The 22,228-nt window shown below is 63.1% G+C and carries 22 protein-coding genes; 6 read left to right on the top strand and 16 right to left on the bottom strand.

Going from position 1 to position 22,228, the window contains the following annotated elements; translation table 11 throughout:
- Positions 1-97: 97 nt before the first annotated feature.
- From ccoS to ccoG, 4 genes are read right to left on the bottom strand one after another with little or no spacing between them, the layout of a single operon-like run.
- On the bottom strand, positions 98-256 hold the full coding sequence (gene ccoS / locus V7S54_RS05640) for a cbb3-type cytochrome oxidase assembly protein CcoS (protein WP_043615060.1): 159 nt from the start codon (positions 254-256) through the stop codon (positions 98-100).
- Positions 253-2,544 (bottom strand): cation-translocating P-type ATPase, encoded by a 2,292-nt coding sequence (locus V7S54_RS05635; RefSeq protein ID WP_065376503.1) that lies wholly within the window; start codon positions 2,542-2,544, stop codon positions 253-255. Before V7S54_RS05635 ends, ccoS begins: the two co-directional genes overlap by 4 nt.
- On the bottom strand, positions 2,541-3,038 hold the full coding sequence (locus tag V7S54_RS05630; protein WP_065376504.1) for a FixH family protein: 498 nt from the start codon (positions 3,036-3,038) through the stop codon (positions 2,541-2,543). Before V7S54_RS05630 ends, V7S54_RS05635 begins: the two co-directional genes overlap by 4 nt.
- The gene (gene ccoG, locus V7S54_RS05625) at positions 3,035-4,609 is read right to left on the bottom strand and encodes a cytochrome c oxidase accessory protein CcoG (RefSeq protein ID WP_065376505.1); all 1,575 of its coding nucleotides are present in this window, start codon (positions 4,607-4,609) and stop codon (positions 3,035-3,037) included. The genes V7S54_RS05630 and ccoG overlap by 4 nt, the downstream gene beginning before the upstream one ends.
- A 312-nt stretch (positions 4,610-4,921) precedes the next feature.
- Here ccoG and V7S54_RS05620 point away from each other — a divergent pair, with 312 nt between their 5' ends.
- The 4 genes from V7S54_RS05620 (at position 4,922) to V7S54_RS05605 (ending at position 7,853) form a co-directional block, all read left to right on the top strand.
- A complete protein-coding gene (locus V7S54_RS05620) occupies positions 4,922-5,719 on the top strand; it encodes an AraC family transcriptional regulator (protein WP_065376506.1) in 798 nt (265 codons plus the stop codon).
- 64 nt (positions 5,720-5,783) lie between these two features.
- Entirely contained in the window at positions 5,784-6,194 is a 411-nt protein-coding gene (locus V7S54_RS05615; RefSeq protein ID WP_065376507.1) for a polyketide cyclase, read from the top strand.
- A gap of 4 nt (positions 6,195-6,198) precedes the next feature.
- Positions 6,199-6,552, top strand: a complete 354-nt coding sequence (locus tag V7S54_RS05610) for a VOC family protein (protein WP_065376508.1) — start codon at positions 6,199-6,201, stop codon at positions 6,550-6,552.
- Between the two features lie 404 nt (positions 6,553-6,956).
- Positions 6,957-7,853 carry a hypothetical protein gene (locus tag V7S54_RS05605; protein WP_065376509.1) on the top strand — a complete coding sequence of 299 codons (897 nt, stop codon included), beginning with the start codon at positions 6,957-6,959 and terminating at the stop codon, positions 7,851-7,853.
- 283 nt (positions 7,854-8,136) lie between these two features.
- Here V7S54_RS05605 and ccoP read toward each other — a convergent pair whose 3' ends face one another.
- Genes ccoP through ccoN form a run of 4 tightly spaced genes read right to left on the bottom strand, consistent with a single transcriptional unit; the run spans position 8,137 to position 11,547 of the window.
- Positions 8,137-9,000, bottom strand: coding sequence for a cytochrome-c oxidase, cbb3-type subunit III (ccoP, locus tag V7S54_RS05600; protein ID WP_065376510.1), 864 nt, complete (start codon positions 8,998-9,000; stop codon positions 8,137-8,139).
- A gap of 4 nt (positions 9,001-9,004) precedes the next feature.
- The gene (locus V7S54_RS05595; protein WP_057254226.1) at positions 9,005-9,157 is read right to left on the bottom strand and encodes a CcoQ/FixQ family Cbb3-type cytochrome c oxidase assembly chaperone; all 153 of its coding nucleotides are present in this window, start codon (positions 9,155-9,157) and stop codon (positions 9,005-9,007) included.
- A 13-nt stretch (positions 9,158-9,170) separates the two neighbouring features.
- The gene (ccoO, locus tag V7S54_RS05590; protein WP_065376511.1) at positions 9,171-9,902 is read right to left on the bottom strand and encodes a cytochrome-c oxidase, cbb3-type subunit II; all 732 of its coding nucleotides are present in this window, start codon (positions 9,900-9,902) and stop codon (positions 9,171-9,173) included.
- A gap of 13 nt (positions 9,903-9,915) precedes the next feature.
- Positions 9,916-11,547: a cytochrome-c oxidase, cbb3-type subunit I gene (gene ccoN / locus V7S54_RS05585; protein WP_065376512.1), complete on the bottom strand. Its 1,632-nt coding sequence runs from the start codon at positions 11,545-11,547 to the stop codon at positions 9,916-9,918.
- A gap of 189 nt (positions 11,548-11,736) precedes the next feature.
- On the opposite strand from ccoN, the gene V7S54_RS05580 reads away from it, so the two are divergent.
- Together V7S54_RS05580 and V7S54_RS05575 are read left to right on the top strand one after the other, a co-directional pair.
- On the top strand, positions 11,737-12,237 hold the full coding sequence (locus tag V7S54_RS05580) for a hemerythrin domain-containing protein (RefSeq protein WP_065376513.1): 501 nt from the start codon (positions 11,737-11,739) through the stop codon (positions 12,235-12,237).
- Between the two features lie 275 nt (positions 12,238-12,512).
- A complete protein-coding gene (locus V7S54_RS05575) occupies positions 12,513-13,925 on the top strand; it encodes a DUF1254 domain-containing protein (protein WP_234793179.1) in 1,413 nt (470 codons plus the stop codon).
- Positions 13,926-14,020: 95 nt separating this feature from the next.
- Here the strand turns inward: V7S54_RS05575 and V7S54_RS05570 are convergent, their stop codons facing one another.
- From V7S54_RS05570 to hemN, 8 genes are all read right to left on the bottom strand, one after another.
- Entirely contained in the window at positions 14,021-14,731 is a 711-nt protein-coding gene (locus tag V7S54_RS05570) for a PAS domain-containing protein (RefSeq protein ID WP_057254468.1), read from the bottom strand.
- 363 nt (positions 14,732-15,094) lie between these two features.
- Positions 15,095-16,024 (bottom strand): lipid A biosynthesis lauroyl acyltransferase, encoded by a 930-nt coding sequence (locus V7S54_RS05565; protein WP_065376593.1) that lies wholly within the window; start codon positions 16,022-16,024, stop codon positions 15,095-15,097.
- Between the two features lie 11 nt (positions 16,025-16,035).
- The gene (locus V7S54_RS05560; RefSeq protein WP_065376515.1) at positions 16,036-17,064 is read right to left on the bottom strand and encodes a zinc-binding dehydrogenase; all 1,029 of its coding nucleotides are present in this window, start codon (positions 17,062-17,064) and stop codon (positions 16,036-16,038) included.
- Between the two features lie 102 nt (positions 17,065-17,166).
- Positions 17,167-18,450 carry a beta-ketoacyl-ACP synthase gene (locus V7S54_RS05555; protein WP_065376516.1) on the bottom strand — a complete coding sequence of 428 codons (1,284 nt, stop codon included), beginning with the start codon at positions 18,448-18,450 and terminating at the stop codon, positions 17,167-17,169.
- 12 nt (positions 18,451-18,462) lie between these two features.
- The gene (locus tag V7S54_RS05550; protein WP_065376517.1) at positions 18,463-19,665 is read right to left on the bottom strand and encodes a beta-ketoacyl-ACP synthase; all 1,203 of its coding nucleotides are present in this window, start codon (positions 19,663-19,665) and stop codon (positions 18,463-18,465) included.
- A gap of 1 nt (position 19,666) precedes the next feature.
- Positions 19,667-20,152: a 3-hydroxyacyl-ACP dehydratase FabZ family protein gene (locus V7S54_RS05545; RefSeq protein ID WP_065376518.1), complete on the bottom strand. Its 486-nt coding sequence runs from the start codon at positions 20,150-20,152 to the stop codon at positions 19,667-19,669.
- A gap of 130 nt (positions 20,153-20,282) precedes the next feature.
- Positions 20,283-20,567 carry an acyl carrier protein gene (locus V7S54_RS05540; protein WP_089044188.1) on the bottom strand — a complete coding sequence of 95 codons (285 nt, stop codon included), beginning with the start codon at positions 20,565-20,567 and terminating at the stop codon, positions 20,283-20,285.
- Between the two features lie 207 nt (positions 20,568-20,774).
- The gene (hemN, locus tag V7S54_RS05535) at positions 20,775-22,124 is read right to left on the bottom strand and encodes an oxygen-independent coproporphyrinogen III oxidase (protein ID WP_065376594.1); all 1,350 of its coding nucleotides are present in this window, start codon (positions 22,122-22,124) and stop codon (positions 20,775-20,777) included.
- Positions 22,125-22,228: the final 104 nt, after the last annotated feature.

Raw genomic sequence — 22,228 nt, 5'->3', positions numbered from 1 at the left:
CTCGCGGCGGGCTCTGTCGAAGGCCCTGGCGCGAGAAGCGACGGCGGAGGATGTTTTGGCATTCAAATCGATTAACGACAAGCGATTCCTGACAAAATCACTTCTTTTCGGGCTTGCCGTCGCCATCGTCGAGCACCCGCCAGGAAGCGCCTTCGAGGTCTTCGTACTGGCCGCTCTTCAGCGCCCAGAGGAAGGCGACGAGACCGATACCGCCGAGAAACAACGCGATGGGAATGAGATAGATCAGCGTGTTCATGAGGCATTCCCGACTGGACGAAGGGCGGCAGGCGCTTGGCCGTCGCGCGCCTCCTCTGCAACATTGCCGGTGGCTGCGCGCAGACGCAAGGCATTGGCAACGACGATCACCGAAGAAGTCGACATCGCAACCGCTGCGATCAGCGGCGTCGCATAGCCGAGGATCGCAATCGGAACGGCAATCACGTTGTAGCCGATCGCCAGCGCGAAGTTCTGGCGGATCAGCCGCCCAGCCCGGCGCGACGTGTCGATCGCCATCGGCACGGCATTGAGCCCCTGGTGCAGGAAGACGAAATCCGCCGCCTGCCTGCCGACATCGGCGGCCGTTGCCGGGGCCATCGAGACATGGGCTGCGCGAAGCGCCGGAGCGTCGTTGATGCCGTCGCCGACCATCAGCACCCGATGACCGCCTTCGGCAGCGGCCGCACATTCGTCCACCTTGCCACGCGGCGTCAGCTCAGCCTTGAAGCTGTTGATGCCGACCCGGCAGGCAAGGGCCGCCACGACAGGCTCGCGGTCACCGGAGAGAATGCCGGTCGACAGGCCCAGGCGACCGAGTTCCTCGATGCTTTCGCGGGCGAAGGGCCTAAGCCGATCCTCGAAGCGGAAGCAGCCAAGGTCGCGGCCATCGAGCGACAGGATCGTCTCCGACTGGCCGCTCGCCTCGCCGGCGTCGCCACAGGCAAAGGCCCGGCTGCCGAGCCTGTAGATGCCCGCTTCCGTGCGGGCCTCGATGCCGGCACCGGGAATCTCGCGGATCTCGCCGCTGACGACGGGCGCAACCGTCGCCGCATCATGAATGGCCATGGCCAGCGGATGGCGCGAGTAAGCGGCAAGTCCGGCCGCCGTCGCCAGCACGGAGGGCTGAATATCCTGGCCATTGACGAGCCGCGGCTCGCCCGCCGTCAGCGTGCCCGTCTTGTCGAGCAGCACCGTGTCGATCTCGGCAAGCCGCTCCATGGCCGAGCCGTCCTTGACCATGACGCCGTTCTGGAAGAGCCGTCCGGCGGCGATGACCTGCACGACGGGCACCGCAAGGCCGAGAGCGCAGGGGCAGGTGATGATCAGCACCGCGACCGCGACCAGCATCGCATGGTGGAAGTCGCCATTGACGAACATCCAGCCGATGAAGCTCATAAGCGCCAGGAGGTGCACCGCCGGCGAATAATATTGCGCCGCCCGGTCGGCAATGCGGCGATAGCGTGCCCTGCCCCCTTCGGCGGCCTCCATCAGCCCCATGATCTCGGCAAGCAGCGAGTCGCGCGCCGCAGCGGTCGCCTCGATCGTCACCGGTCCGGTGAGGTTCAGCGTGCCCGCCTCGACGCTGTCGCCTGCCTTGACCGGCGCCGGCGCACTCTCGCCATTGACGATCGAGCGATCGAGGTCGCTGGCGCCGACGAGAATGCGGCCATCGACCGGGATGCGTTCACCGGCTGATATCGCCAGCCTTTCGCCCGGCTTGATCTCGTCGACCGGGCGATATTCGCGCCCGCCGTCCGCATCGAGCACCATCGCGCCGCGCGGCGACAGCCTGGCCAAGCTGCTGATCGCCGAGCGCGCCCGCCCGCGCATCATATGATCGAGCGTGCGGCCGATCAGCAGGAAGAACAGAAGCATCACGGTTCCGTCGAACCAGGCATGGGTGCCATGGGTGATCGTCTCATAGAGCGAGATCGAGAAGGAGAGCGTGATCGCGAGCGCGATCGGCACGTCCATGTTTGTGCGGCCGTGCTTCAGCGCGTTCCAGGCCGACGCATAGAAGAAACGCCCCGAATAGACCAGCGTTGGGGCGGCAATCAGCGCCGAGATCCAGTGGAAGAGATCGCGCGTGGCCGCCTCTGCGCCCGACCAGACGGAGACGGAAAGCAGCATGATATTGGCCGAGGCAAAGCCCGCAACGGCGACGGCGCGCACCAGCTGCTTCAGCGTCTGGTCGCCGTCTTCCTCGCCCGGCGCGAAGAGATGGGTCTCGTAGCCGCGGGCGCGGATGGTGCGCGCCAGTTCCCGCGGATCGGTGCGGGCGCCGTCGAGTTCTTCCTTCCAGACCACCGACACCCGCCGCGACGAAAGGTTGACGCGCGCCCGCTCGACCTCGGGCCGCGCTTTCAAGGCGCCCTCAAGTGTCGCGATGCAGGCGCCGCAGTGCACGCCGGGTACGCTGAGGTCCGTCTGGCGCAACCCGCCGCCAAGGGACCGGCTCGTCAGCCAGAGCTCTTCCGAGGTTGGCAGTCCCTGCCCGGCCCTGTCGATCTCCAGAGCCATTTCGGTTCCAGGAGCGCAGCAGCTCATTGCGCTGCTCCCGGCGCCATGAAGCGGATGGCCTGGCGATAGACGACCGTGTCGCCCTTGGTCGCGGTGATATCGGCGATCCACTGGCCGCGCTTCAGCGTCGCGGCGGCAACGAAGACGCCCTCGTCCTGATGCGCCATCTCGACCGTCACATCCTCATGCTCCTCGACCGGGCGCTTCAGGACCGCGACCACCTTGTCCGCGGTCAGTTCCGGCTTGCCCTGTCGCGTCAGCGTGTAGCGCAGCGCCTCGTTCTCGACACTGAGCTTGCCTTCGAGCCCGCTGGCGGCAAAGGCCTTCGCCTCCTTCACCTTGCCGTTGAACTGCTGGCTGGCGACATAGGTGTTCTGCACCACCAGCCCGCTCCAGCTATGGCTGGCATTCCAGGCCATGATCAGGTTGACGGTGATGATCGTGCCGAAGAACAGCACCATGACGCCCAGCATATGCCAGCCGGTGAAGGGCCGCGGTGCCTTTGCCTGTTTGGTGATCATTTCGCCGCTCCAGGGCTGTTGAAGTTGGCCTTGTAGACGTCGCGCTCGTGGCTCGACGGATCCTCGACGATCAGGCTGAAACCGTCAGCCGCTTCGCCAAGCTTGTCCTTCGGCAGCGTCACGAACACCTTGACCGCCGTCACCTTGTCCGGATCGACGCCGATCGCAAAGGTGCGGCCGTCGCCCGCCGCCTGGCCGGCGACGCGCATGGTCGCCGAAGACATGCCGTCGATCGCGAGCGTGATCGTGCGTTGTTCGGGGATCATGTTCAAGAGCTTGACCATGTAGCCATTGCGCACCGAACCATCAGACTCGACGACGAATTGCGGGTTGCGGTCGTGCAGCACGTTGAGCTCCAGCCGGTCGCGCGACAAGAGCGCATAGATGAGGCCGATACCGACGAGCGTCCAGACACCGAGATAGACGAGCACGCGCGGGCGGAAGACGATCTTCCAGTTGAAATGGCGGACCTTGTCGGAGAAGGCGCCATCCGCGTTGCGAACCCGGCCCGGGTCGATCGTCGTCGTGCCGCCATTGGTGGCAAGCGCCATGTTGGCGGCATAGTCGTTCAGCGTCGCATAGGAGATCAGCCCGCGCTCACGGCCGACCTTGTCCATGACGCCGTTGCAGGCGTCGATACAGAGCGCGCAGGTGATGCACTCGAGCTGCTGGCCGTCGCGGATGTCGATGCCCATCGGACAGACGACGACACAGGCGTTGCAATCGACGCAATCGCCGACGGCCTCCCCGGCGGCAACGGCCTTCTTCTGGTGGCGCGAGCGCGGCTCGCCGCGCCAGTCGTTATAGGTGACGACCAGCGAATTCTCATCGAGCATCGCCGCCTGGATGCGCGGCCAGGGGCACATATAGGTGCAGACCTGCTCGCGCATGAGGCCGCCGAAGACATAGGTGGTGGCGGTCAAGATGCCGACGGTCATGTAGGCGACGGTTGGCGCTTCCAGCGAAACGAAGCTTTTCAGAAGCGTCGGGGCATTGGCGAAATAGAAGATCCAGGCGCCGCCAGTGGCAATGCCGATCAGGATCCAGATCGAATGCTTCGCCACCCGCTTGACGATCTTGTCCACCGTCCAGGGGCCGGCATCGAGCTTCATGCGGGCATTGCGGTCGCCTTCGATATAGCGCTCGATCACCAGGAAGAGGTCGACCCACACCGTCTGCGGACAGGTATAGCCGCACCAGGCGCGCCCGACGGCTGACGTGACGAGGAACAGGCCGAAGCCCGCCATGACCAACAGGCCGGCCACGAAGAAGAATTCCTGCGGCCAGATTTCGATGAAGAAGAAGTAGAAGCGGCGGGCGGCGAGATCGACCAGCACCGCCTGATCTGGCGCATGTTCGCCGCGATCCCAGCGGATCCACGGCGTCAGATAATAGATGCCGAGCGTCACCAGCATCACCAGCCACTTGAACTGGCGGAAACTGCCTTCAGCCCGTTTCGGGAAGATCTTCTTGCGCTTTTCGTAGAGCGGCTTGCGCACATGCGCCGCATTGACCGGTTCGGCCTCGTGGCGTTCGACGGATGCGGCGTTGGCGGCGGATTGAGAGTTCATAAGTGGGACATCCCGGATATCGCGTATTGAGCCATGTCTTGCCCGATTTGACCGCCGAAAACGTTGATCTGTGTCAAGTTTGCGGCCTAAGGCCGCGCCATGCGGCGAAACGTCCGAGCCATCGGAACCGCAGCGGTCGGCAACGACCTTTGGTGCGGAAGGACGCCAAGGGCTTTGCGCTCTGGCCCATCTGCACCCAGCGCGGCGCGCCTTATCAGACGCGCAAAGGTCGCCGTAGCACTTTGAATTGCTGCATGTTTCCTTATATCGGCTATGCTGAAGGCAAGGCAGGACAGTCGCGAAGGAGAAAGCATGCACGGCTCCCTCGAGCCCCTGACGCTGGCCAAACAGCGCGGCACCTATCGCGAGCGCGCCGCGCCAGCCGCGCTTGGCGGCCATGTCGAATGCCTGTGGAGCCACCAGATGCCGGCGGGATCGCCCGCGCCGATCGCGGTCGTGCCCGACGGCTGCGTCGACATCCTCTGGTCCAATCGCGGCCTCGTGGTTGCCGGACCCGATCGGACCGCCGCCTTTCCAGTGATCGCCCCCGGCGCCAAGGTCATCGGCCTGCGCTTCCGGCCGGGTGTCGCCGCGTCGTTTCTGCGCACATCGCTTTCGGAAATCACCGGTCAAATCGTCCCGCTCGATGCCTTCTGGGGCAAAGCCGCGCGCGAACTTGATGCCAAGCTTCACGATGCGCCGGATGCGAGCCGCGCCGAAATCCTTGCGGCAGCGGTGCTGGAGCGCTCACCGGCCGTCTCCCCGCCGCCCGGCGATGTCGCAGCCGCCCTCGCCCATCTCACGCAACGGCATGATTCGTCCGACAACCCCATCCGCGCATTGGCCGCCGCCACCGGCACCAGCGAACGGACGCTGCGCCGCCGCTGCCACGAACATTTCGGCTATGGCGCCAAGACCCTCGACCGCATTCTCCGTCTGCAACGCTTCCTTGGGGCATGCCGCAGCGCGCCATCCGCAGGCCTCGGCATCCTCGCCCTTGATGCCGGTTATGCCGACCAGGCACATCTTTCGCGTGAGGCCAAGGAACTGACGTCACTTTCACCGGCGGAAATCCGCCGCCAGCTTGGCGGCCACCGGCGAGCCGCCTGACTGGCCGTTTCGTTCAAGACCGGCGAGGCCACCCGTGCTACTTCCTCGCTCAGGAGAACCACGCATGGCGACACTTGAAGCAAAGATCATCCACACCACCATCGCCCGCGACTGGCGCGAGGTCTATGCCTTCATGGCCAAGCCCGAGAACATGCCGCGCTGGGCGTCCGGCCTCTCGTCGGGCCTGACACGTGACGGCGAGGACTGGCTGGCGCCGGGACCGCTCGGCGATGCCCGCGTGCGCTTTGCCTCCGACAACGATTTCGGCGTCGTCGATCATCTCGTCACGCTCGCAGACGGCACCGAGGTTCATAACGCGCTGCGCGTCGTGCCGAACGGCGACGGGGCGGAGGTGATGTTCACGCTGCTGCGTCAGCCGGGCATGAGCGTGGAACAATTTGCCGGCGACGCCGGTTGGGTGGCGAAGGATCTCGCCACTTTGAAATCAATCATGGAATCCGGAAAAGACAGGTAGGAAAATGGGTAACAAGGGCAACGACAGCCGCATCGACTATGTCGAGTTCAACGTCTCGGACATCGCTGCCGCCAAGGCCTTCTACGGCGGCGCCTTCGGCTGGACCTTCACCGACTACGGCCCGGAATATTGCGAATTCCAGGACGGCCGGCTGACCGGCGGCTTCACCACCACGGGTCCCGTCGGCAGCGGCGGACCGCTGATCATCCTCTATGCCGACAACCTCGAGGACATGCTGGCCCGCGTTGAAAAGGCAGGCGGCAGGATCGTCAAGCCGATCTTCACCTTCCCCGGCGGCCGCCGCTTCCATTTCGCCGACCCGGATGGATACGAGCTGGCGGTTTGGTCGGCGCAGTAAGGGCAGTCGACGGCCCAGACGGGCGCGGGAACGAGGGCTGCACCTTCGGCAGGCCGAGCGACCGCAGCCATCTCCACCCTCATCTCTGTGCTTGTCACAGAGATCCAGCAGCCGTGCGTCGGCACGGCGGGAGATGCGGGGCTGCCGACGCTCGACATTTGGAGGGATCTCTCGCGCCGCGGACGCGGCGTGGCTGGATCCCTGTGACATGCACAGGGATGAGGGAGTCCTGGGATGCCGCGGATGCCGCAACACGCGCGACTCTTACTCAGCGTGACCGGCGATCAACCGACCGAGATGGCAATGGCACTCCTAACGTACCCTGTGGACGCCCACTCTCACTTTACGTCGGTTTAATCTCTACACGCCAAAATTGCGCGCGAAGAACATAAGGGCGCAAGAGCATGGCCGACAATCACGATTTCCTGAAAAACTCCGTGATCATCGGCGCCCATCCCGACGACGAACTGCTGTGGTTCACATCGATCCTCCGAGAGGTCGACGAAGTGATCATCCTCTACCGCGATATCTGGTCGGAACCACAGATGGGCGACGCGCGCGCCGCTGCGATCAAGGCCTACCCGCGTGGCAATGTGCGGTTTCTCGAAATGGAGGAAACCGGTTCCTTCGACTGCGCCGATTGGACCAACCCGAAGCCCGGCCCCTTCGGCATGGAGTTCGGCACCGAAGGGACGCGCCGAGAGGCCAAGCGCATCGTCAAGAAGTCGCTGTCGCAGATCATGCCCGGCAGCTTCCGCCACTCCACACGGCCGATCGCACAAGCCTATCGCGACAACTACGAAACGCTCTACCGCACGCTGCGGCCGCTGTTGAAGCCCGACATGAACGTCTTCACCCACAATCCCTGGGGCGAATACGGCCATGAGGATCACGTGCAGGTCTTCCGCGTGCTCGACCGGCTGCGTGGCGAGATCGGCTTCAAGCTCTGGATGTCGAACTATTGCACCGAGCGCTCGATGCCGCTCGCCATGCAGTATTTCAGCCGCAAGCCGCATGACTACATCCGCCTGCCCGCAGACAAGGGCTTTGCCGAGCAGGTGGCGAGCATCTATCGCCAGCACGGCTGCTGGACCTGGCGCGACGACTGGATCTGGTTCGACGATGAATGCTTCATGGAAGCGCCGTCGAGCAAGCCCGAAGGCGGCGGCTTTCACCTTTTGCCGATGAACCTCTTCAATTTCGGCACCGTGGTGAAGAAGCCGGTCAACACGTCGCTGCTTCTCGGCACCGCACTGTCGAGCGTGGTGGTTGGCGCCACCATCGCCGCCGCGCTGGAATGACAAAGGCCGCGTCCTTCGACGCGGCCCCACCCTCTTGTCAGCCGTCCCTGCCCGAATTTTCTCGGCGTCGTCACCGTGCGACTTTAGGATCGCCCCTCACTGTCCTGCCGGACATCTCTCCCCGCACGCGGGGAGAGAGAGGCTGGGCGCGCTCTCTGTCGCCAAGCCTCAACGCTCGAGATTGGTAATGCCGGCGCCGCGTTTCCCTTCTCCCCGCCTGCGGGGAGAAGGTCGCGGCAGCGGGATGAGGGGCAGCGGCATATTCGAGCGCTAGGGTAGTGTCTTACTCGCCCCCGCCCAGCGAATGGACGAACACGGCAAGCTGCTTGACCGTGGTATCCCCGAGGCGTGGCAGCCAGGCGGGCATGACGCCGTGCTTGGGCGTCTTCATCTGGGCGATGATCGCCTGCTCGCCCTCGCCGTTCAGCCACAGTGCATCGGCAAGATCCGGCGCGCCGAACTCGCGGTTGCCCTTGGCGTCGGCGCCATGGCACGAAGCGCAATTGGCCTCGAACAGAGCCTTGCCCGGCTCGACCATCGAGACGTCCGACGGTGTGCCGGTAAGGCTGACGACGTAGGCGGCCGTCTGCTTGACCTCTTCCGGCTGCAGGATCTCGGCAAAGGACGGCATTTCCGAAACGCGGGTCTCGCCGTCGCCGTTGTAGCGAATGCCGTGGGCGATCGTCTGGTAGATCTCCTCGGGCTTGCCGCCCCAGAGCCAGTCGTCGTCGTTGAGGTTCGGGAAGCCGGCGGAACCGGCAGCACCCGAGCCGTGGCACTGGGCGCAGTTGACCTTGAAGGCCGATGCGCCGCCGGAAACGGCGAACTGCTGCAGCTGCGGATCGGCAATGATCTGCTCGATCGAGCTCGAGGCGATCTTTTCGAGATTGCCGGCTTGGGCCGCCTTGGCGCTGGCGAGTTCGGCGCTCACCTCGGCGCGGCTCGAATAGCCGAGCACGCCCTTGGTCGCGTCCGTCAGAAGCGGCACCGCCGGATAAACGATCATGTAGCCGACCGCCCAGACGATGGTCGCGTAGAAGGTATAGACCCACCAGCGCGGCATCGGGTTGTTCAGTTCGCGGATACCGTCCCACTCGTGGCCGGTGGTCTCGACGCCGCTGATTTCGTCGACGTGTTTGTCCGCCATTCTACTAATCCTCCTTCAGGGGGATGGCTGCGGCATCATCGGCAGCCTTCTTGGCGCCGGGCCGGAAGATGAAGCCGACGACACCCAGGAAGAAGAGCGTCATGGCAAGGAGCGCCCAGCTATCGGCGAACTGGCGCATGGCCGTGTAGGTTTCCATGTGCGTGTCTCCCTTAGCGATAACCGGTGGTGTCGTCGTAGGTGGAGAAGTCGACCAGCGTGCCAAGCATCTGCAGATAGGCGACGAGCGCGTCCATCTCCGTCAGCTTTTGCTGGTTGCCGTCGAAGTCGCCGAGTTTGGCCTTCGGATAGCGCGCCTCGACGCCGGAGGTGTCGGCATTCGGATCAGCCTGCGCCTTGATGTCGGCAAGCGCGTTGTCGATCATCTCGTCCGTATAGGGAACGCCGACCGCTTTGTTCGCCTTCAGGTTCGCGGCGATGTTGTTCACGTCGAGCGTCGTCTCCTTGAGAAAGGCGTAGCTCGGCATGACCGATTCCGGCACGACCGAGCGCGGCTCGATCATGTGCTGCACGTGCCATTCGTTGGAGTAGCGGTCGCCGACCCGGGCAAGATCCGGTCCGGTGCGCTTGGAGCCCCACTGGAACGGATGGTCGTACATGGATTCCGCCGCCAGCGAGTAGTGTCCGTAGCGCTCCACTTCGTCGCGGAACGGACGGATCATCTGGCTGTGACAGACGTAGCAGCCTTCGCGCACATAGATGTCGCGACCGGCAAGCTCCAGCGGCGAATAGGGCCGCATGCCCTCTACCTTCTCGATGGTGTTTTCGAGATAGAAGAGCGGCGCGATTTCCACGATGCCGCCGATGGAGACGACGAGCAGCGAGCCGACGAGCAGCAGGGTCGCGTTGCGTTCAAGGGTCGCGTGTTTGTCGAGAATGGACATGGTCTATGCCCTCCTATTCCGCAGCTTTCAGCGCGGGCTGAGCAGCACCGAAGATCGGAGCTTCGTCACGCACGCGGCCGAGGATGGTCATTGTTACGTTGAAGGCCATGAGCAGAGCCCCGGCGAGGAACAGTGCGCCGCCAAGAGCACGCAGCACGTAGTAGGGAACCATGGCCGCGACCGATTCCGCGAAGGAATAGACGAGGAATCCCTGGTCGTCGTACTCGCGCCACATCAGGCCCTGCTGGATGCCGGCAACCCACATGACCGCCGCGTAGACGACGATGCCGAGGGTGGCGAGCCAGAAGTGCCAGTTGACCATGCGCACGCTATAGAGCCGCTCGCGGTTCCACAGCTTGGGCGTCAGATAGTAGATGGCGCCAAAGGTGATGAGGCCGTTCCAGCCGAGCGCACCCGAATGCACGTGGCCGATCGTCCAATCGGTGTAGTGGCTGAGCGAGTTGACCGTCTTGATCGACATCATCGGACCTTCGAAGGTCGCCATGCCGTAGAAGGCAACGGCCATCACCATCATGCGGATGATCGGGTCGGTGCGGATCTTGTCCCAGGCGCCCGAAAGCGTCATCAGGCCGTTGATCATGCCGCCCCAGGAGGGCATCCAGAGCATGACCGAGAAGACCATGCCGAGCGTCTGCGCCCAGTCGGGCAGCGCCGTATAGTGCAGGTGGTGCGGACCCGCCCAGATGTACATGAAGATCAGCGACCAGAAGTGGATGATCGACAGGCGGTAGGAATAAACAGGGCGATTGGCCTGCTTGGGGATGAAGTAATACATCATGCCGAGGAAGCCGGCCGTCAGGAAGAAGCCGACGGCGTTATGCCCGTACCACCATTGCGTCAGCGCATCCTGCACGCCGGCAAAGGCCGAGTAGCTCTTCGAGCCGAGGAAGGAGACCGGCACCGCCAGGTTGTTGACGATGTGCAGCATTGCGATCGTGACGATGAAGGCGAGGTAGAACCAGTTGGCCACATAGATATGCGGCTCCTTGCGGGTCAGAAGCGTGCCAAGGAAGGCGATGAGATAGGCGACCCAGACGATCGTCAGCCACAGGTCGACATACCATTCCGGCTCCGCATATTCCTTCGACTGGGTGATGCCGAGCAGGTAGCCGGTGGCCGCCATGACGATGAACAGCTGGTAGCCCCAGAACACGAACCAGCCGAGATTGCCGCCGAAAAGGCGCGCGCGGCTGGTGCGCTGGACGATGTAGAAGGACGTCGCGATCAGCGCGTTGCCGCCGAAGGCGAAAATGACCGCCGAAGTGTGCAGCGGCCGCATGCGGCCGAAGTTGAACCAGGGCTCGATGTTGAGGTCGGGAAAGGCGAGCTGGAGCGCAACCACGACGCCCACGAGAAAGCCGACGACGCCCCAGAAGACGGTGGCGATCACGCCATACTTGACCACCTCGTCGAAATATTCCGACTGCGGCGGTGGTGGTGGCGCCCTGCCGGCGGAAGCCGGGCTGAACTCGATGCGTCGCATCAGCATGATGGTGCCGGCGAGGAGTACGAAGAACAGCACCCACATATGGGCCTCAAAGTGCCGGTCCTGGGCAAACCCGGCGCCGACAAGCGCCAGGAAAGCACCGACCCCGAGCAGGATCATCTCGAATGTGTATTTCATGGTTGGGTCCCCAACTTGGTCCGATCGCACGCAGAGACACGCCCCAGAACGAGGCGCGCCACCGCAGCTGGCCGGAAAGTGTCAGAATCGGGGCTCGTTGGCCTTGATTCAGATCAAGGCTGCGCCACCTCGAATGGTTCATCCTCGGCAAACAATAGGGAGCGCCGTGGGAGCCGGCGTCTGAAGCTGATGAAAAAGACTTTTGAGGAGGGACGAATCCGGAGCCGGCTGGAGCCGCCGCCCCGCACTGTCCCGGTGGCCGAGCCTTTCGCATGGCTCGCCCGCGCGCATGAGGAGCAGCTTGCGCTCTGCAACTGTCTCGAGGAGATCGCCGACAGTCTGCCTGCAGAAATCGATCGGCAGAAATGCGTCTACGCCGCCAAGGTGCTCGGACCGATGATCCGCGAAATGCATTCCGGCGAGGAAAGCCTGGTCTTCCCGTGGATCGAGCGCACCTTCCGCGGCGACCCGACGATCGGCCCAACGCTGGAGCGGCTGAAATACGAGCACTGCGAAGACGAGTGCTTCGCCGAAGAACTGACGGAAATGCTGGAGCGCCTCGGCGCGGCGGATCAGACGGTCAATGCCGAAACCGCCGGCTACATGCTGCGCGGCTTCTTCACCAGCCTCAGGCGGCACGTCGGCTTCGAACAGGAATGTTTGCGCAGCATCACCGCGCCGGTCGGGTGAACCGGCAGACGGGGCGGTCGGCACGCGGCAAGGTAGGATTGTTCGCGGCTGTAAGCGCAGCGCCATTCGCGCTATACGCGAAACTGGATTGCAGTTTGGGAGCAACGCGGCCCCAATCATTCTGGTGATGTGCGGTAGCGTACGTTAAATATCTGTATAAAATTTCAGGCACCTACTCATCTCTCCTGCGAATTCACAGGTCCACACGGCGCTGGTGAACGATGCAGAACGTCATGCGCCAATCTCATAAGAGGTAACCGATGAAGGCGATGACCATGACAACGATCACACGAAGAGCTTTTGTCGGCGGGATCGCCCTTATCCCGTCATTGCGCTTCCCAGGCACTGCGGCCGCCCAGAGCGAAATCACGCCTGACGAGGCACGAAAGATCGCCAAGGAAGCCTATATCTACGGTTTTCCGATGGTGGACAGCTACCGCATCCAATACGCCTATTTCGTCGACGACAAGAACCCGGAATACAAGGCGCCGTGGAACCACCTCAAGAACATCCCCCGCGTCTACACCCCCGCCGATACGGCGATCCAGACGCCCAACTCCGACACGCCCTATTCGATGATCGGCATGGACCTGCGTGCGGAGCCGATGGTCCTCACCGTACCAGTGATCGAGAAGGACCGGTACTTCAGCATCCAGCTCATCGACGCTTATACGTTCAACTTCGACTATGCCGGCAGCCGCACGACCGGCAACGACGGCGGCAGCTTCCTGGTCGCCGGCCCGAGCTGGAAAGGCGAGACGCCTGCGGGCATCAAGAAGGTGTTTCGCGCCGAGACCGATCTCGTTCTCGGGGCCTATCGCACGCAGCTATTCAACCCCGACGACTTAGACAATGTGAAGAAGATCCAGGATCGCTACAAGGCAGAGCCGCTTTCGGCGTTTCTCGGCGGGGCGGCGCCTGCGGCCGCTCCCGCAATCGACTTCACCAAGCCGCTTTCGCCGGACGAAGAGAAGACGTCGCTGGAGTTCTTCAACATCCTGAATTTCGTCCTGCAGTTCTGCCCGACTAATCCATCCGAGACCGAGTTGATGGCGCGTTTTGCCAAGATCGGGGTTGGTGCAGGCAAGACCATAGACGTTGCGGCGCTCTCGCCGGACATCAAGACCGCCATCGAGCAAGGTATGGCCGATGCCTGGGCCGATCTTGAGGGCTTGAAGAAGCAGATCGACGCCGGAACGGTGACCTCGGGCGACCTCTTCGGCACGCGCGAATACCTGAAGAACAATTATCTCTACCGCATGGCGGCGGCCGTTCTCGGCATTTACGGCAATTCGAAGCAGGAGGCGATGTACCCGGTCTACGCCACTGACGTCGAAGGGCAGAAGCTCGACGGCGCCAACCGCTACACCGTCCATTTCGCCGCCGATAAGATGCCGCCGGTCAACGCCTTCTGGTCGCTGACGATGTATGATCTGCCCGCGAGCCTGCTGGTTGCCAATCCGATCAACCGCTATTTGCTTAACAAGCCGATGCTCCCGCAATTTGTGAAGGATGCCGACGGCGGCTACACCTTCTACGTGCAAAACGAGTCGCCGGGCAAGGATAAGGAGCCGAATTGGCTGCCGGCGCCCAAGGGTCCCTTCTTCGTCGCGATGCGGCTCTATTGGCCGAAAGACGAGGCGCTCAATGGCATGTGGAAACATCCGCCCATGACCAAGACACCATAGTCAGTTCAGTTCGCCCGCGGGTTCGACTTCGCGATCCCCGGCCGGGTCTTTGGAGTCCTCACTCTCTCTTGATTGGTAGCGCCGGCAATGACGTGTCAGGCCGCGATCGCGCGGCGGCGGTCGGCATGTTCCTGGATCACCAGGATGGCGCCGATGAGTTTTCCGGAGCTGGACATGCAGGGCGTCAGCCGGCAACGCACGACGACCGTGCGCGCATCGACGGTCTTGGCGAAGGTATAGTCGACCACCTCGCCGGCGAAACAGCGATCGAGATAGGACTTCACCCGCTGCTCGAAGCGCTGGATGCCGATGAACTCGACGATGTGCCGGCCGATCAGATCCATCGGGCGGCTCTCCAGGTGGTCGGCATTGCGCGGATTTGTGTAGAGGTAGCGGTAGTCGGGCGTGATCACCGCAATCCGATCCGGGAAGCTGTCGAGGATCGCCTCGTTGAGTAGGCCTTCATCCGCCCTGCCCTTGCTCGGCTGGGCCGGCAGCCGTTCGAGCTGGAGGTCGGCGAATTTCTCCGCGCCGGTCGCCGCAAAATAGCGGTTGATCAGCGATTGCAGCAATTGTGAATGCCTGAGCACGCAGGAGATGTCGTCGGCTTCGACGCGCAGGATGTCGATCAGGAACTGGAACTGAAGTCGGGCATCTTCGACGCTCACCGCCTTCTCGTCGTAGACGGATCTGAGGATCGGATCCAATTCGCGATCCAGAATGCCGATCAAATGCTCGTCTGCCGTGCGTACGGCATACTGCAGCTGCGAATACTTGAACCAGAACAGCTCAATCAGTGCGTTCAATTCGAAACCCCAATTCCCCCACGGCAGAGCCGCTTCGATGCACTTACAAGATAGGCGTTGATGCTGCAGACACTGATTTAGTTTTGAGGCTTCCCCACCCTTTCCGTGTAAAACCACACCGCTCCGGCCACCCAAAGCGCTTGCAGTCTTCCCCTCACGAGACAACGTTGAGTTTACACTCATTGCGTTAGTGTTCAACAGCAGAAAGAAAAACTTAACCTTTTGAAGCAATTTCGGGACAAAACGGCATGCGCTGCCGCGGACGGACCACGAAAGTGAAGTCCGGCGAACCGAAATCGGACGCGCCGCATTCCAAGGCTGCCGTGAGGCAAGCGCGAGCGCGAACAGTCGTACGGAGGGGAATCAGTCCTTGAGGTAGCGCTTGATGTGCCAGCGGTCGTGATACCAGAGCCACTGGCCCGGATATTCGCGCACCCAGCTTTCCACCTTGTCGTTCAGCACCTGCGCCGTGGCGGTGACGTCGACATTGCCATCAGGCTTGCGGGGAATGGCGATTGCCGGCTCCAGCTCCAGCCGGAAACGGCCGCCCGGCAGTCTTATGCAGCGGGCCGGATAGACCTCGCAGTTGAACTGGCGGACAAGCTTGGCCAGCAGCGGATTGGTCTGCACGTCCTGGCCGAAGAACTTGGTCTTCAACCCCTTGCGGAACTTCTGGTCGACGAGAACGCCGACGCCCAGGCCCTTTTCGAGCTGGCGGGCGAGCGCAAAGGACGAGCCGGCGTGGGACGGCACGAGGTTGCCCATGCGCTCCTCGCGGAACTTGAACACTTTTTCCGCCACATAAGGATTGTTCGGCGGACGGAACAGAACGGTCACGTCGAGGCCGAAGGCGGAGCCGGCAACCGGAAGCATCTCGAAATTGCCGCTATGCGCGGTGAAGACGATGAAGGGGCGCGGATTGTCGCGCAGCTCCAGGAATAATGGGATGCCCGACACCTCGACGCGACCGGGCGTCGTGCGCTCCGGATCGAAATCGAACAGCCGGTCGAGGAACACATATTCGGCCGCCATGCGGCCCATATTGCCCCAGCTTTCGAGCGCGATCTCATTGATCTCCGCCTCGCTCTTCTCAGGAAAAGCGTTGCGCAGATTCGTCAGCGTCAGCTTCTGCCGGCTGGTCTTCGGGCCGATGAAGCGCACGGCGCGATCCATGAAGCGGATCGCGCCGTCGGCGGGAAACATCTTCAGGATCGTCAAAAGCAGGAAAACGAACTGCGCGATCAGCCACTGGCGGCTACGATCCGCCGCCAGCACCAGCCGTGTGATCAACATGCGCACGTGGATCAATCCATCTTCAGGATGATCTTGCCGAAGATCTGGCGCGATTCCATGCGCTCCAGCGCCCGGTCGATCTGATCGAGGCTGATTTCAGTATCGATGACCGGATGCACGAGGCCGCGGGCCATCTTCTGCATGGCGTTCGCCATGTTCTCCATGCGGCAGCCGAAGGAGCCGAGCAGCTTCAGTTGCTGCTGGAACAGCATCATCAGGTTCATGTCGGTGGAAACGCCCGAGGTCGAGCCGCAGGTGACGAGGCGGCCGCCGCGCTTCATGCAAAGCATCGAGCCCGCCCAGGTGTCCTTGCCGACATGTTCGAACACGACGTCGACGCCCTTCTTCTTGGTGAGCTTGCGCACCACGCCTTCGAAGCGGTCGGTGCGGTAGTTGATGACATGATCGGCGCCGAGCGCCTTCGCCTTCTCGATCTTGTCGTCGGAACCGACGGTGGTGATCACCGTGCAGCCGATCTTCTTGGCAAGCTGGATTGCCGCCGAGCCGATGCCGGAGCCGCCGGCATGGACGAGGATGGTTTCACCCGGCTCAAGCTTGGCATTGTCGAAGAGCATGTGCTCGACGGTACCGAAGGTGACCGGGGCAAGGGCTGCAGCGACCGCATCGACGCCCGGAGGTGCCGGCACCAGCAGGCGCGCCGGCAGGTTGATCTTTTCCTGCGCGAAGCCATCGAGGTGGAAACCGTGCACACCGCCGACATGTTCGCAGAGATTGTCGCGGCCTTCCTTGCACGGACGGCAGAGGCCGCAAGTGCGGGCGCCATAGATCGACACGAGCTGACCCGGCAGCACGCTCGAAACGCCCGGGCCGATGCTGTCGACAACGCCGGATGCTTCCGCACCGATGACGAGCGGCATCTTGCGCTTGGCAAAGGCCATGCCGCGCCAGCCCCAGACGTCGATATGGTTGAGGGCGACCGCCTTGACGCGCAGCGTCACCTCGCCCGGGCCGGGCGCTTCCGGTTCCGGAATGTCGGTGATTTCGAGCTTGCGGTCATCGAGCAGTTGCAGGGCGCGCATGGTTCTTCCTCTGCCTTGGCGGCATGTTTGCGTCTTGAATTTTCACAGCGCCGCGCATCCATCGGGACGCGCAAGCGGCGCTGCAACTCACGTGTTTCCGGCTTAGGCCGGCTCGGCGGTCATGACAAGGCTGGCGTTCTGGCCGCCGAAGCCAAACGAGTTCGACAGCACCGCAGTCACCTGCTGGCTGCGCTTCACGTTCGGCACCACGTCGAGCACGATCGCCGGATCGGGGTTCTGGTAGTTGATCGTCGGCGGCAGCGTGCCGGTCAGCATCGTCTGGATCGAGAACACCGCCTCGACCGCACCGGCGGCCGTCAGCGTGTGGCCGATCATCGACTTGTTGGACGAGACGGGGATCGACGGCAGGCGCTCGCCAAAGACGGCCGACATCGACAGATATTCCATCTTGTCGTTTTCGGGCGTCGAGGTGCCGTGGGCGTTGATATAGCCGATGCCGTTTTCATTGATACCGGCGTCGGCAAGGGCCGCGCGGATCGTCGCGATCGCCGGGCCGCCGTCCGGCGAGGAGCGCGTGCGGTGGAAGAGATCGGCCTTCTCGCCGCAACCCTTGAGGATGCCGTAGACGCGGGCGCCGCGGGCAACCGCCGCTTCCAGCGATTCGAGCACCAGCGTTGCCGCGCCTTCGGCGATGACGAAGCCATCGCGGTCCTTTGTGAAGGGCTTGGAGGCCTTTTCCGGCGGATCGTTCTGGGTCGACAGCGCCGAGAGCAGCGCAAAGCGGATCAGTGCCTCGGCGCTGACCGAACCATCGGTCGCAACCGTCAGCGCGCGATCGGTGCGGCCCTGGCGGATCGCCTCGACGCCGAGCTGGATCGCGGTGGCGCCCGAAGCGCAAGCGGTCGACAGCGTCACCGGCAGGCCGCGCGTGCCGAAGCGATCGGCAAGACGCTCGGAGATCGAGCCGAATAGCACGGCCTCGTGGAACACCGGATCGGCCTTCTGGCGCATGGCGGCGAGGAAGCGGTTATAGGCGTCACCCGGACGCTCCGACGGCGGCGAACGGTCGGCAAGCTCGAAGCGCGCGCTCCATTCCGGCTCCACCGGCGGGGCTGCCAGGAACAAGGGGCCGTTGAAGTCGCCCGAAATGCCAGCCTGCGCTAAGGCCTCCAGCGTCGTTTCGCGCGCCATGGCATAGGAACGCTCGACGGAATTGTCGGCGGGAATGTCGATGAAATCGACCGTGCCGGAAATGCGCGTGTTCAAGCCTTCCGTCGGGAAGCGGGTGATCTTGTGGATGCCCGAGACACCGCCCGAAAGCGCTGCCCAGTTGTCTTCGACACCCTGGCCGAGCGAGGTGATGACGCCCATGCCGGTGATGGCAATGATCGGGCGGCCGAGGTGGTCCTTGTAAGCGTTGCTCATGGTCCGCTCCTGTTATTCCGCCGAAAGGACGGCGACGCCTTCGCCGCGCGAATGGCCGATGGTGGTGACCACGGCGCTCTTCGCCGCCGCCGTCATCGGCTTTTCCGCACCGGCGTCAAAGGCAGGCACCTTGGCGCCCTCGCCCAGCGTCAGCGCTGCCAACGCGAGCCCCAGCGGGAACTGCGCCTCGATGCTGTGGCCGACGAGACCGCCATAGGCCCGCACCGGCGCGCCTGCAAACGTCTTGTCGAGGAACGCCTTTTCGCGCACCACGAGATCATGGAAACCGGAGGTACCGGAGAACACGACGGTCGAGGCCGCATCAAGCTTGTCCGCAGGCTTGGCGAGATCGGCCAGGCGGGCTTCGAGCTTGCCGCCGTCACGTGCGCCGCGGTCGCCGCCGATCGCGTCGATCGAGGCATAGATGCGGGCGCCGCGGGCTTCGGCAAATTCACGCGATTCCAGCACCAAGAAGGCGCCGACGGAACCGAGGATCATGCCGCCGCCGCTGTCAGCCTTGCGCGACCAGATCGGGTGCCAGTCGCCGAGCGCGTGGCCCTGGATCGCTTCGATCAAAAGGATGATGTCGAGACGCTCGGCCGAAAACGCGCCGCCGACGAGGGTGTGGCTCGACTGGCCGGCCTTGATACGGGCAAAGGCGGTTTCGATCGCCGAGATGCCGGCCGCTTCCTCGCCCATGAAGGTGCGCGACGAACCGGTGACCTTGTGCACGATCGAGATGTTGCCGGCGAGCAGGTTGGAAAGCTGGGCGAGGAACAGCGTCGGGCGCAGTTCCGTCGTCAGCTTTTCGTTGAGGAGCTGTTCGCGGTCGTTGCGCTTCAGCGCTTCGTCGACGATTAGCGAGTCGACATTGATGTCGCGCTCGCCGCCACCGGCAGCGACGATCATGTCCATGCTGCCGCAGGCTTCGAGATTGTCCTTGAGGCCGGCGTCATCGAGCGCCAGGCCGGCGGCGAAGACGCCGAGGCGCTGCCAGTTTTCCATCTGGCGCTGGTCGCCACGCTTGGCGATCTGCTGCGACCAGTCAATTTCCGGCAGCGGATGCACCGGATAGGGGCTGAACTTCTCGGTCTCGACCCGCACGGCCGGCGATGTGCCGGCGGTGAGCAGCGCCAGATGCGGCTCGACGCCGACGCCCTGGCTGGTGACGATACCGACGCCGGTAATGACAACGTCGTTTGCGGATTTGCTCATTTTACTTCTCCGAACCGGCTGTCGCCGAAAGAGCCGCCATCAGACCCACTTCCCCGGCCCGCTTGCGCACGATATCGCCGAGCGGAACCTGATCGAACGGCATCGTCCTCAGTTTCAGCTGGGCGTCGCACACCTTCTTGCCGGCCGAGGTGATCTTTGCCTTCGTCACTGCAAAGCCCGAACCTTCGTGCTCGAGGAAGGCCTCGATCTCGAGTTCGGCCGAAGGCTCGACGAAGGTGCGCATCTTGGCGCCGTCGACCGACATCAGGAAGGGCATGGCTGCTAAATTGGTGGCGGCCAGCACCAGGAAACCGGAGGCCTGCGCCATGGTCTCGATCAGGAGCACGCCCGGAACCAGCGGATAGCCTGGGAAATGGCCTTCGAACACGGGGCTCTTCTGCGGCACCACGGACCGCGCCGTCAGCCGGCCAGCCGAAAGATCGACCGTTTCGACACGATCGATCATCTGGAAGTATTCAAGGAGCATTGAGGCTCACCCTGTTCGTTTTCGGGCCGTTCGTTTCGGGCTCAAGTAAAAACGCCAATGCCGCCTGTCAAGCGCGAGGCGCGACGGGCGGCATTGGAATTGGTGCGGCAAGGCTCGGGCGAAAGCCCGATCAGCCCTTGGCAGCCCGCAGTTCGTCGATCTTGGCGCAGAGGTTCTTCAGAACGAAGTACTCTTCGGTCGAAACCTTGCCTTCGTTGACTTCCTGCGTCCACTGCTCGAGCGGGATCTTGATGCCGAATTCCTTGTCGATCGCAAACACGATGTCGAGGAAGTCCAGGCTGTCGATGCCGAGATCGTCGATCGTGTGGCTTTCCGGCGTGATCGTCTCGCGATCGATCTCGCTGGTTTCGGCGATGATGTCGGCAACCTTGTCGAATGTAGCTGTCACGCGCATACCTCTTTATTCTATGTCGAGTCTCGGCGATCCTATAGGTAAATGCGCCGCAAAAGCCAATGGCCTAGATGGCAACGGTTTGCAAATTGGAAACCGGTGTTGCCAGAGCGCCGCGCGCCCGTCGGCGCGCACAAGGCGCTCTGCCTGCTAAGAAGCGCATAAGCCTTGGCGAAAACCTGGTTTTCGCGGGCATACGCATCGCATAGGTCAGACCGCCACCGAATGCCGGCCACGGCCGTTACCGAGATAGGCGTCAAAGGCAGCCGCCACCGAGCGGGCAAAGGGTCGGCCGCGCTCGGTCAGGCGGAAGATGCCGTTCTCGATCGTCGTCAACCCGTCGGCATCGCGCGCCCGAAACAGCCGCGCTTCCTCGATCACCGCGCCGGCCAGCACCGGAAATGCCTGTTCGACCTCGTCAAAGGAGAAAGCGAAACGGCACATGATGTCGGCAATCACCTTCGCTCTCAGCCGGTCGTCCGGCGTGAAGCGGTATCCGCGAACGGCAGCGAGCCCCGTGTTCTCCACATGGCGCAGGTATTCGCCCGTTGCCGGCATGTTCTGGACATAACCTTGACGGAACTGGCCGATTGCCGAGGCACCAAGGCCAACAAGTGTTTCCGCGGCATCGTCCGTATAGCCTTGGAAGTTGCGGCGGAGACGCCCTTCCCGGCTGGCGCGCGCCAGGCTGTCCTCAGGTTTTGCGAAATGGTCGATGCCGATGGCGTCGTAGCCCGCCGCCACCAGCATCTCGGCAGCCCGCGTCATCTGGGCGAAACGTTCGACCACGCCGGGCAGGCTTTCGTCCGGGATCATCTTCTGATGCGTCTTCATCCATGGCACATGCGCGTAGCCAAAGAGCGCGACACGATCGGGATCAAGCGAAAGCACCGCCTCCATCGTGCGCTCCAGCGACTGCAGGCTCTGATAGGGAAGCCCGTAAAGGACGTCGCAATTGACCGAGTGAACACCCCTCGCCCGGGATGCCTCGATCGCACCGCGCGTCTGCTCAAAGGTCTGGATGCGATTGATCGCCTTCTGCACCACCGGATCGAAATCCTGGATGCCGAAGCTCGCCCGTGTCATGCCGATCGCGGCCAGCGCATCATGGCGCGCCTCATCGAGGTCATTTGGATCCATCTCGACGCTGATCTCGCAATCCGGCGCGAAGGTGAAGTGATCCGTGAAGCTGTGCTTGAGCGCGATCATGTCATCCGGCCGAATGAGCGTCGGCGAGCCGCCGCCGAAATGCAGCGCCGTCACCTTGGCCTCGCGGCCCACCCGTCCGCCGACTTCTGCAACCTCGCGGTGCAGGCCACCGAGATAGGTTGCCACGGGCTCATAGCGCAGCGTCTGCTTGGTGTGGCAAGCGCAGAACCAACAGAGCCGATCGCAATAGGGCACATGGGCATAGAGCGAAATCGCCTCCCCCGCGCCGATCGCATCGAGCCAGCTTTCATAGTCCGCCGTGCCCACCGTCTCGGAAAAATGCGGGGCGGTGGGGTAGCTGGTGTAGCGCGGCACCGGGCCTGCATGCTTGTGGATGAGCGCGTCTTCCATCGATCTCTCCGCTGTCATGACGATGCCATAGGACGGATGCGCGAAGACGCCTTTGATTTTGATCAAGTTGGCGAATTAACACGTTAAAATTGACAATGCGCAAT

Origin of the sequence: Ensifer sp. CCNWLY38 (assembly GCF_037120565.1) — a bacterium.
Taxonomy (GTDB): domain Bacteria; phylum Pseudomonadota; class Alphaproteobacteria; order Rhizobiales; family Rhizobiaceae; genus Ensifer; species Ensifer adhaerens_H.
This window is presented reverse-complemented; position numbering and strand designations above follow the sequence as displayed.

What these genes read in the sequence shown, in the direction of transcription:
- V7S54_RS05580 (WP_065376513.1), top strand. Translation starts at nt 11,737, where the DNA reads ATGAAAAAGACTTTTGAGGAGGGACGAATCCGGAGCCGGCTGGAGCCG.
- V7S54_RS05560 (WP_065376515.1), bottom strand. Translation starts at nt 17,064, where the DNA reads ATGCGCGCCCTGCAACTGCTCGATGACCGCAAGCTCGAAATCACCGAC.
- ccoP (WP_065376510.1), bottom strand. Translation starts at nt 9,000, where the DNA reads ATGGCGGACAAACACGTCGACGAAATCAGCGGCGTCGAGACCACCGGC.
- V7S54_RS05620 (WP_065376506.1), top strand. Translation starts at nt 4,922, where the DNA reads ATGCACGGCTCCCTCGAGCCCCTGACGCTGGCCAAACAGCGCGGCACC.
- V7S54_RS05635 (WP_065376503.1), bottom strand. Translation starts at nt 2,544, where the DNA reads ATGAGCTGCTGCGCTCCTGGAACCGAAATGGCTCTGGAGATCGACAGG.
- ccoS (WP_043615060.1), bottom strand. Translation starts at nt 256, where the DNA reads ATGAACACGCTGATCTATCTCATTCCCATCGCGTTGTTTCTCGGCGGT.
- V7S54_RS05540 (WP_089044188.1), bottom strand. Translation starts at nt 20,567, where the DNA reads ATGCGCGTGACAGCTACATTCGACAAGGTTGCCGACATCATCGCCGAA.
- V7S54_RS05555 (WP_065376516.1), bottom strand. Translation starts at nt 18,450, where the DNA reads ATGAGCAACGCTTACAAGGACCACCTCGGCCGCCCGATCATTGCCATC.
- V7S54_RS05595 (WP_057254226.1), bottom strand. Translation starts at nt 9,157, where the DNA reads ATGGAAACCTACACGGCCATGCGCCAGTTCGCCGATAGCTGGGCGCTC.
- V7S54_RS05615 (WP_065376507.1), top strand. Translation starts at nt 5,784, where the DNA reads ATGGCGACACTTGAAGCAAAGATCATCCACACCACCATCGCCCGCGAC.
- ccoN (WP_065376512.1), bottom strand. Translation starts at nt 11,547, where the DNA reads ATGAAATACACATTCGAGATGATCCTGCTCGGGGTCGGTGCTTTCCTG.
- V7S54_RS05575 (WP_234793179.1), top strand. Translation starts at nt 12,513, where the DNA reads ATGACAACGATCACACGAAGAGCTTTTGTCGGCGGGATCGCCCTTATC.
- V7S54_RS05565 (WP_065376593.1), bottom strand. Translation starts at nt 16,024, where the DNA reads ATGTTGATCACACGGCTGGTGCTGGCGGCGGATCGTAGCCGCCAGTGG.
- ccoG (WP_065376505.1), bottom strand. Translation starts at nt 4,609, where the DNA reads ATGAACTCTCAATCCGCCGCCAACGCCGCATCCGTCGAACGCCACGAG.
- V7S54_RS05545 (WP_065376518.1), bottom strand. Translation starts at nt 20,152, where the DNA reads ATGCTCCTTGAATACTTCCAGATGATCGATCGTGTCGAAACGGTCGAT.
- V7S54_RS05630 (WP_065376504.1), bottom strand. Translation starts at nt 3,038, where the DNA reads ATGATCACCAAACAGGCAAAGGCACCGCGGCCCTTCACCGGCTGGCAT.
- V7S54_RS05550 (WP_065376517.1), bottom strand. Translation starts at nt 19,665, where the DNA reads ATGAGCAAATCCGCAAACGACGTTGTCATTACCGGCGTCGGTATCGTC.
- V7S54_RS05610 (WP_065376508.1), top strand. Translation starts at nt 6,199, where the DNA reads ATGGGTAACAAGGGCAACGACAGCCGCATCGACTATGTCGAGTTCAAC.
- V7S54_RS05605 (WP_065376509.1), top strand. Translation starts at nt 6,957, where the DNA reads ATGGCCGACAATCACGATTTCCTGAAAAACTCCGTGATCATCGGCGCC.
- hemN (WP_065376594.1), bottom strand. Translation starts at nt 22,124, where the DNA reads ATGGAAGACGCGCTCATCCACAAGCATGCAGGCCCGGTGCCGCGCTAC.
- ccoO (WP_065376511.1), bottom strand. Translation starts at nt 9,902, where the DNA reads ATGTCCATTCTCGACAAACACGCGACCCTTGAACGCAACGCGACCCTG.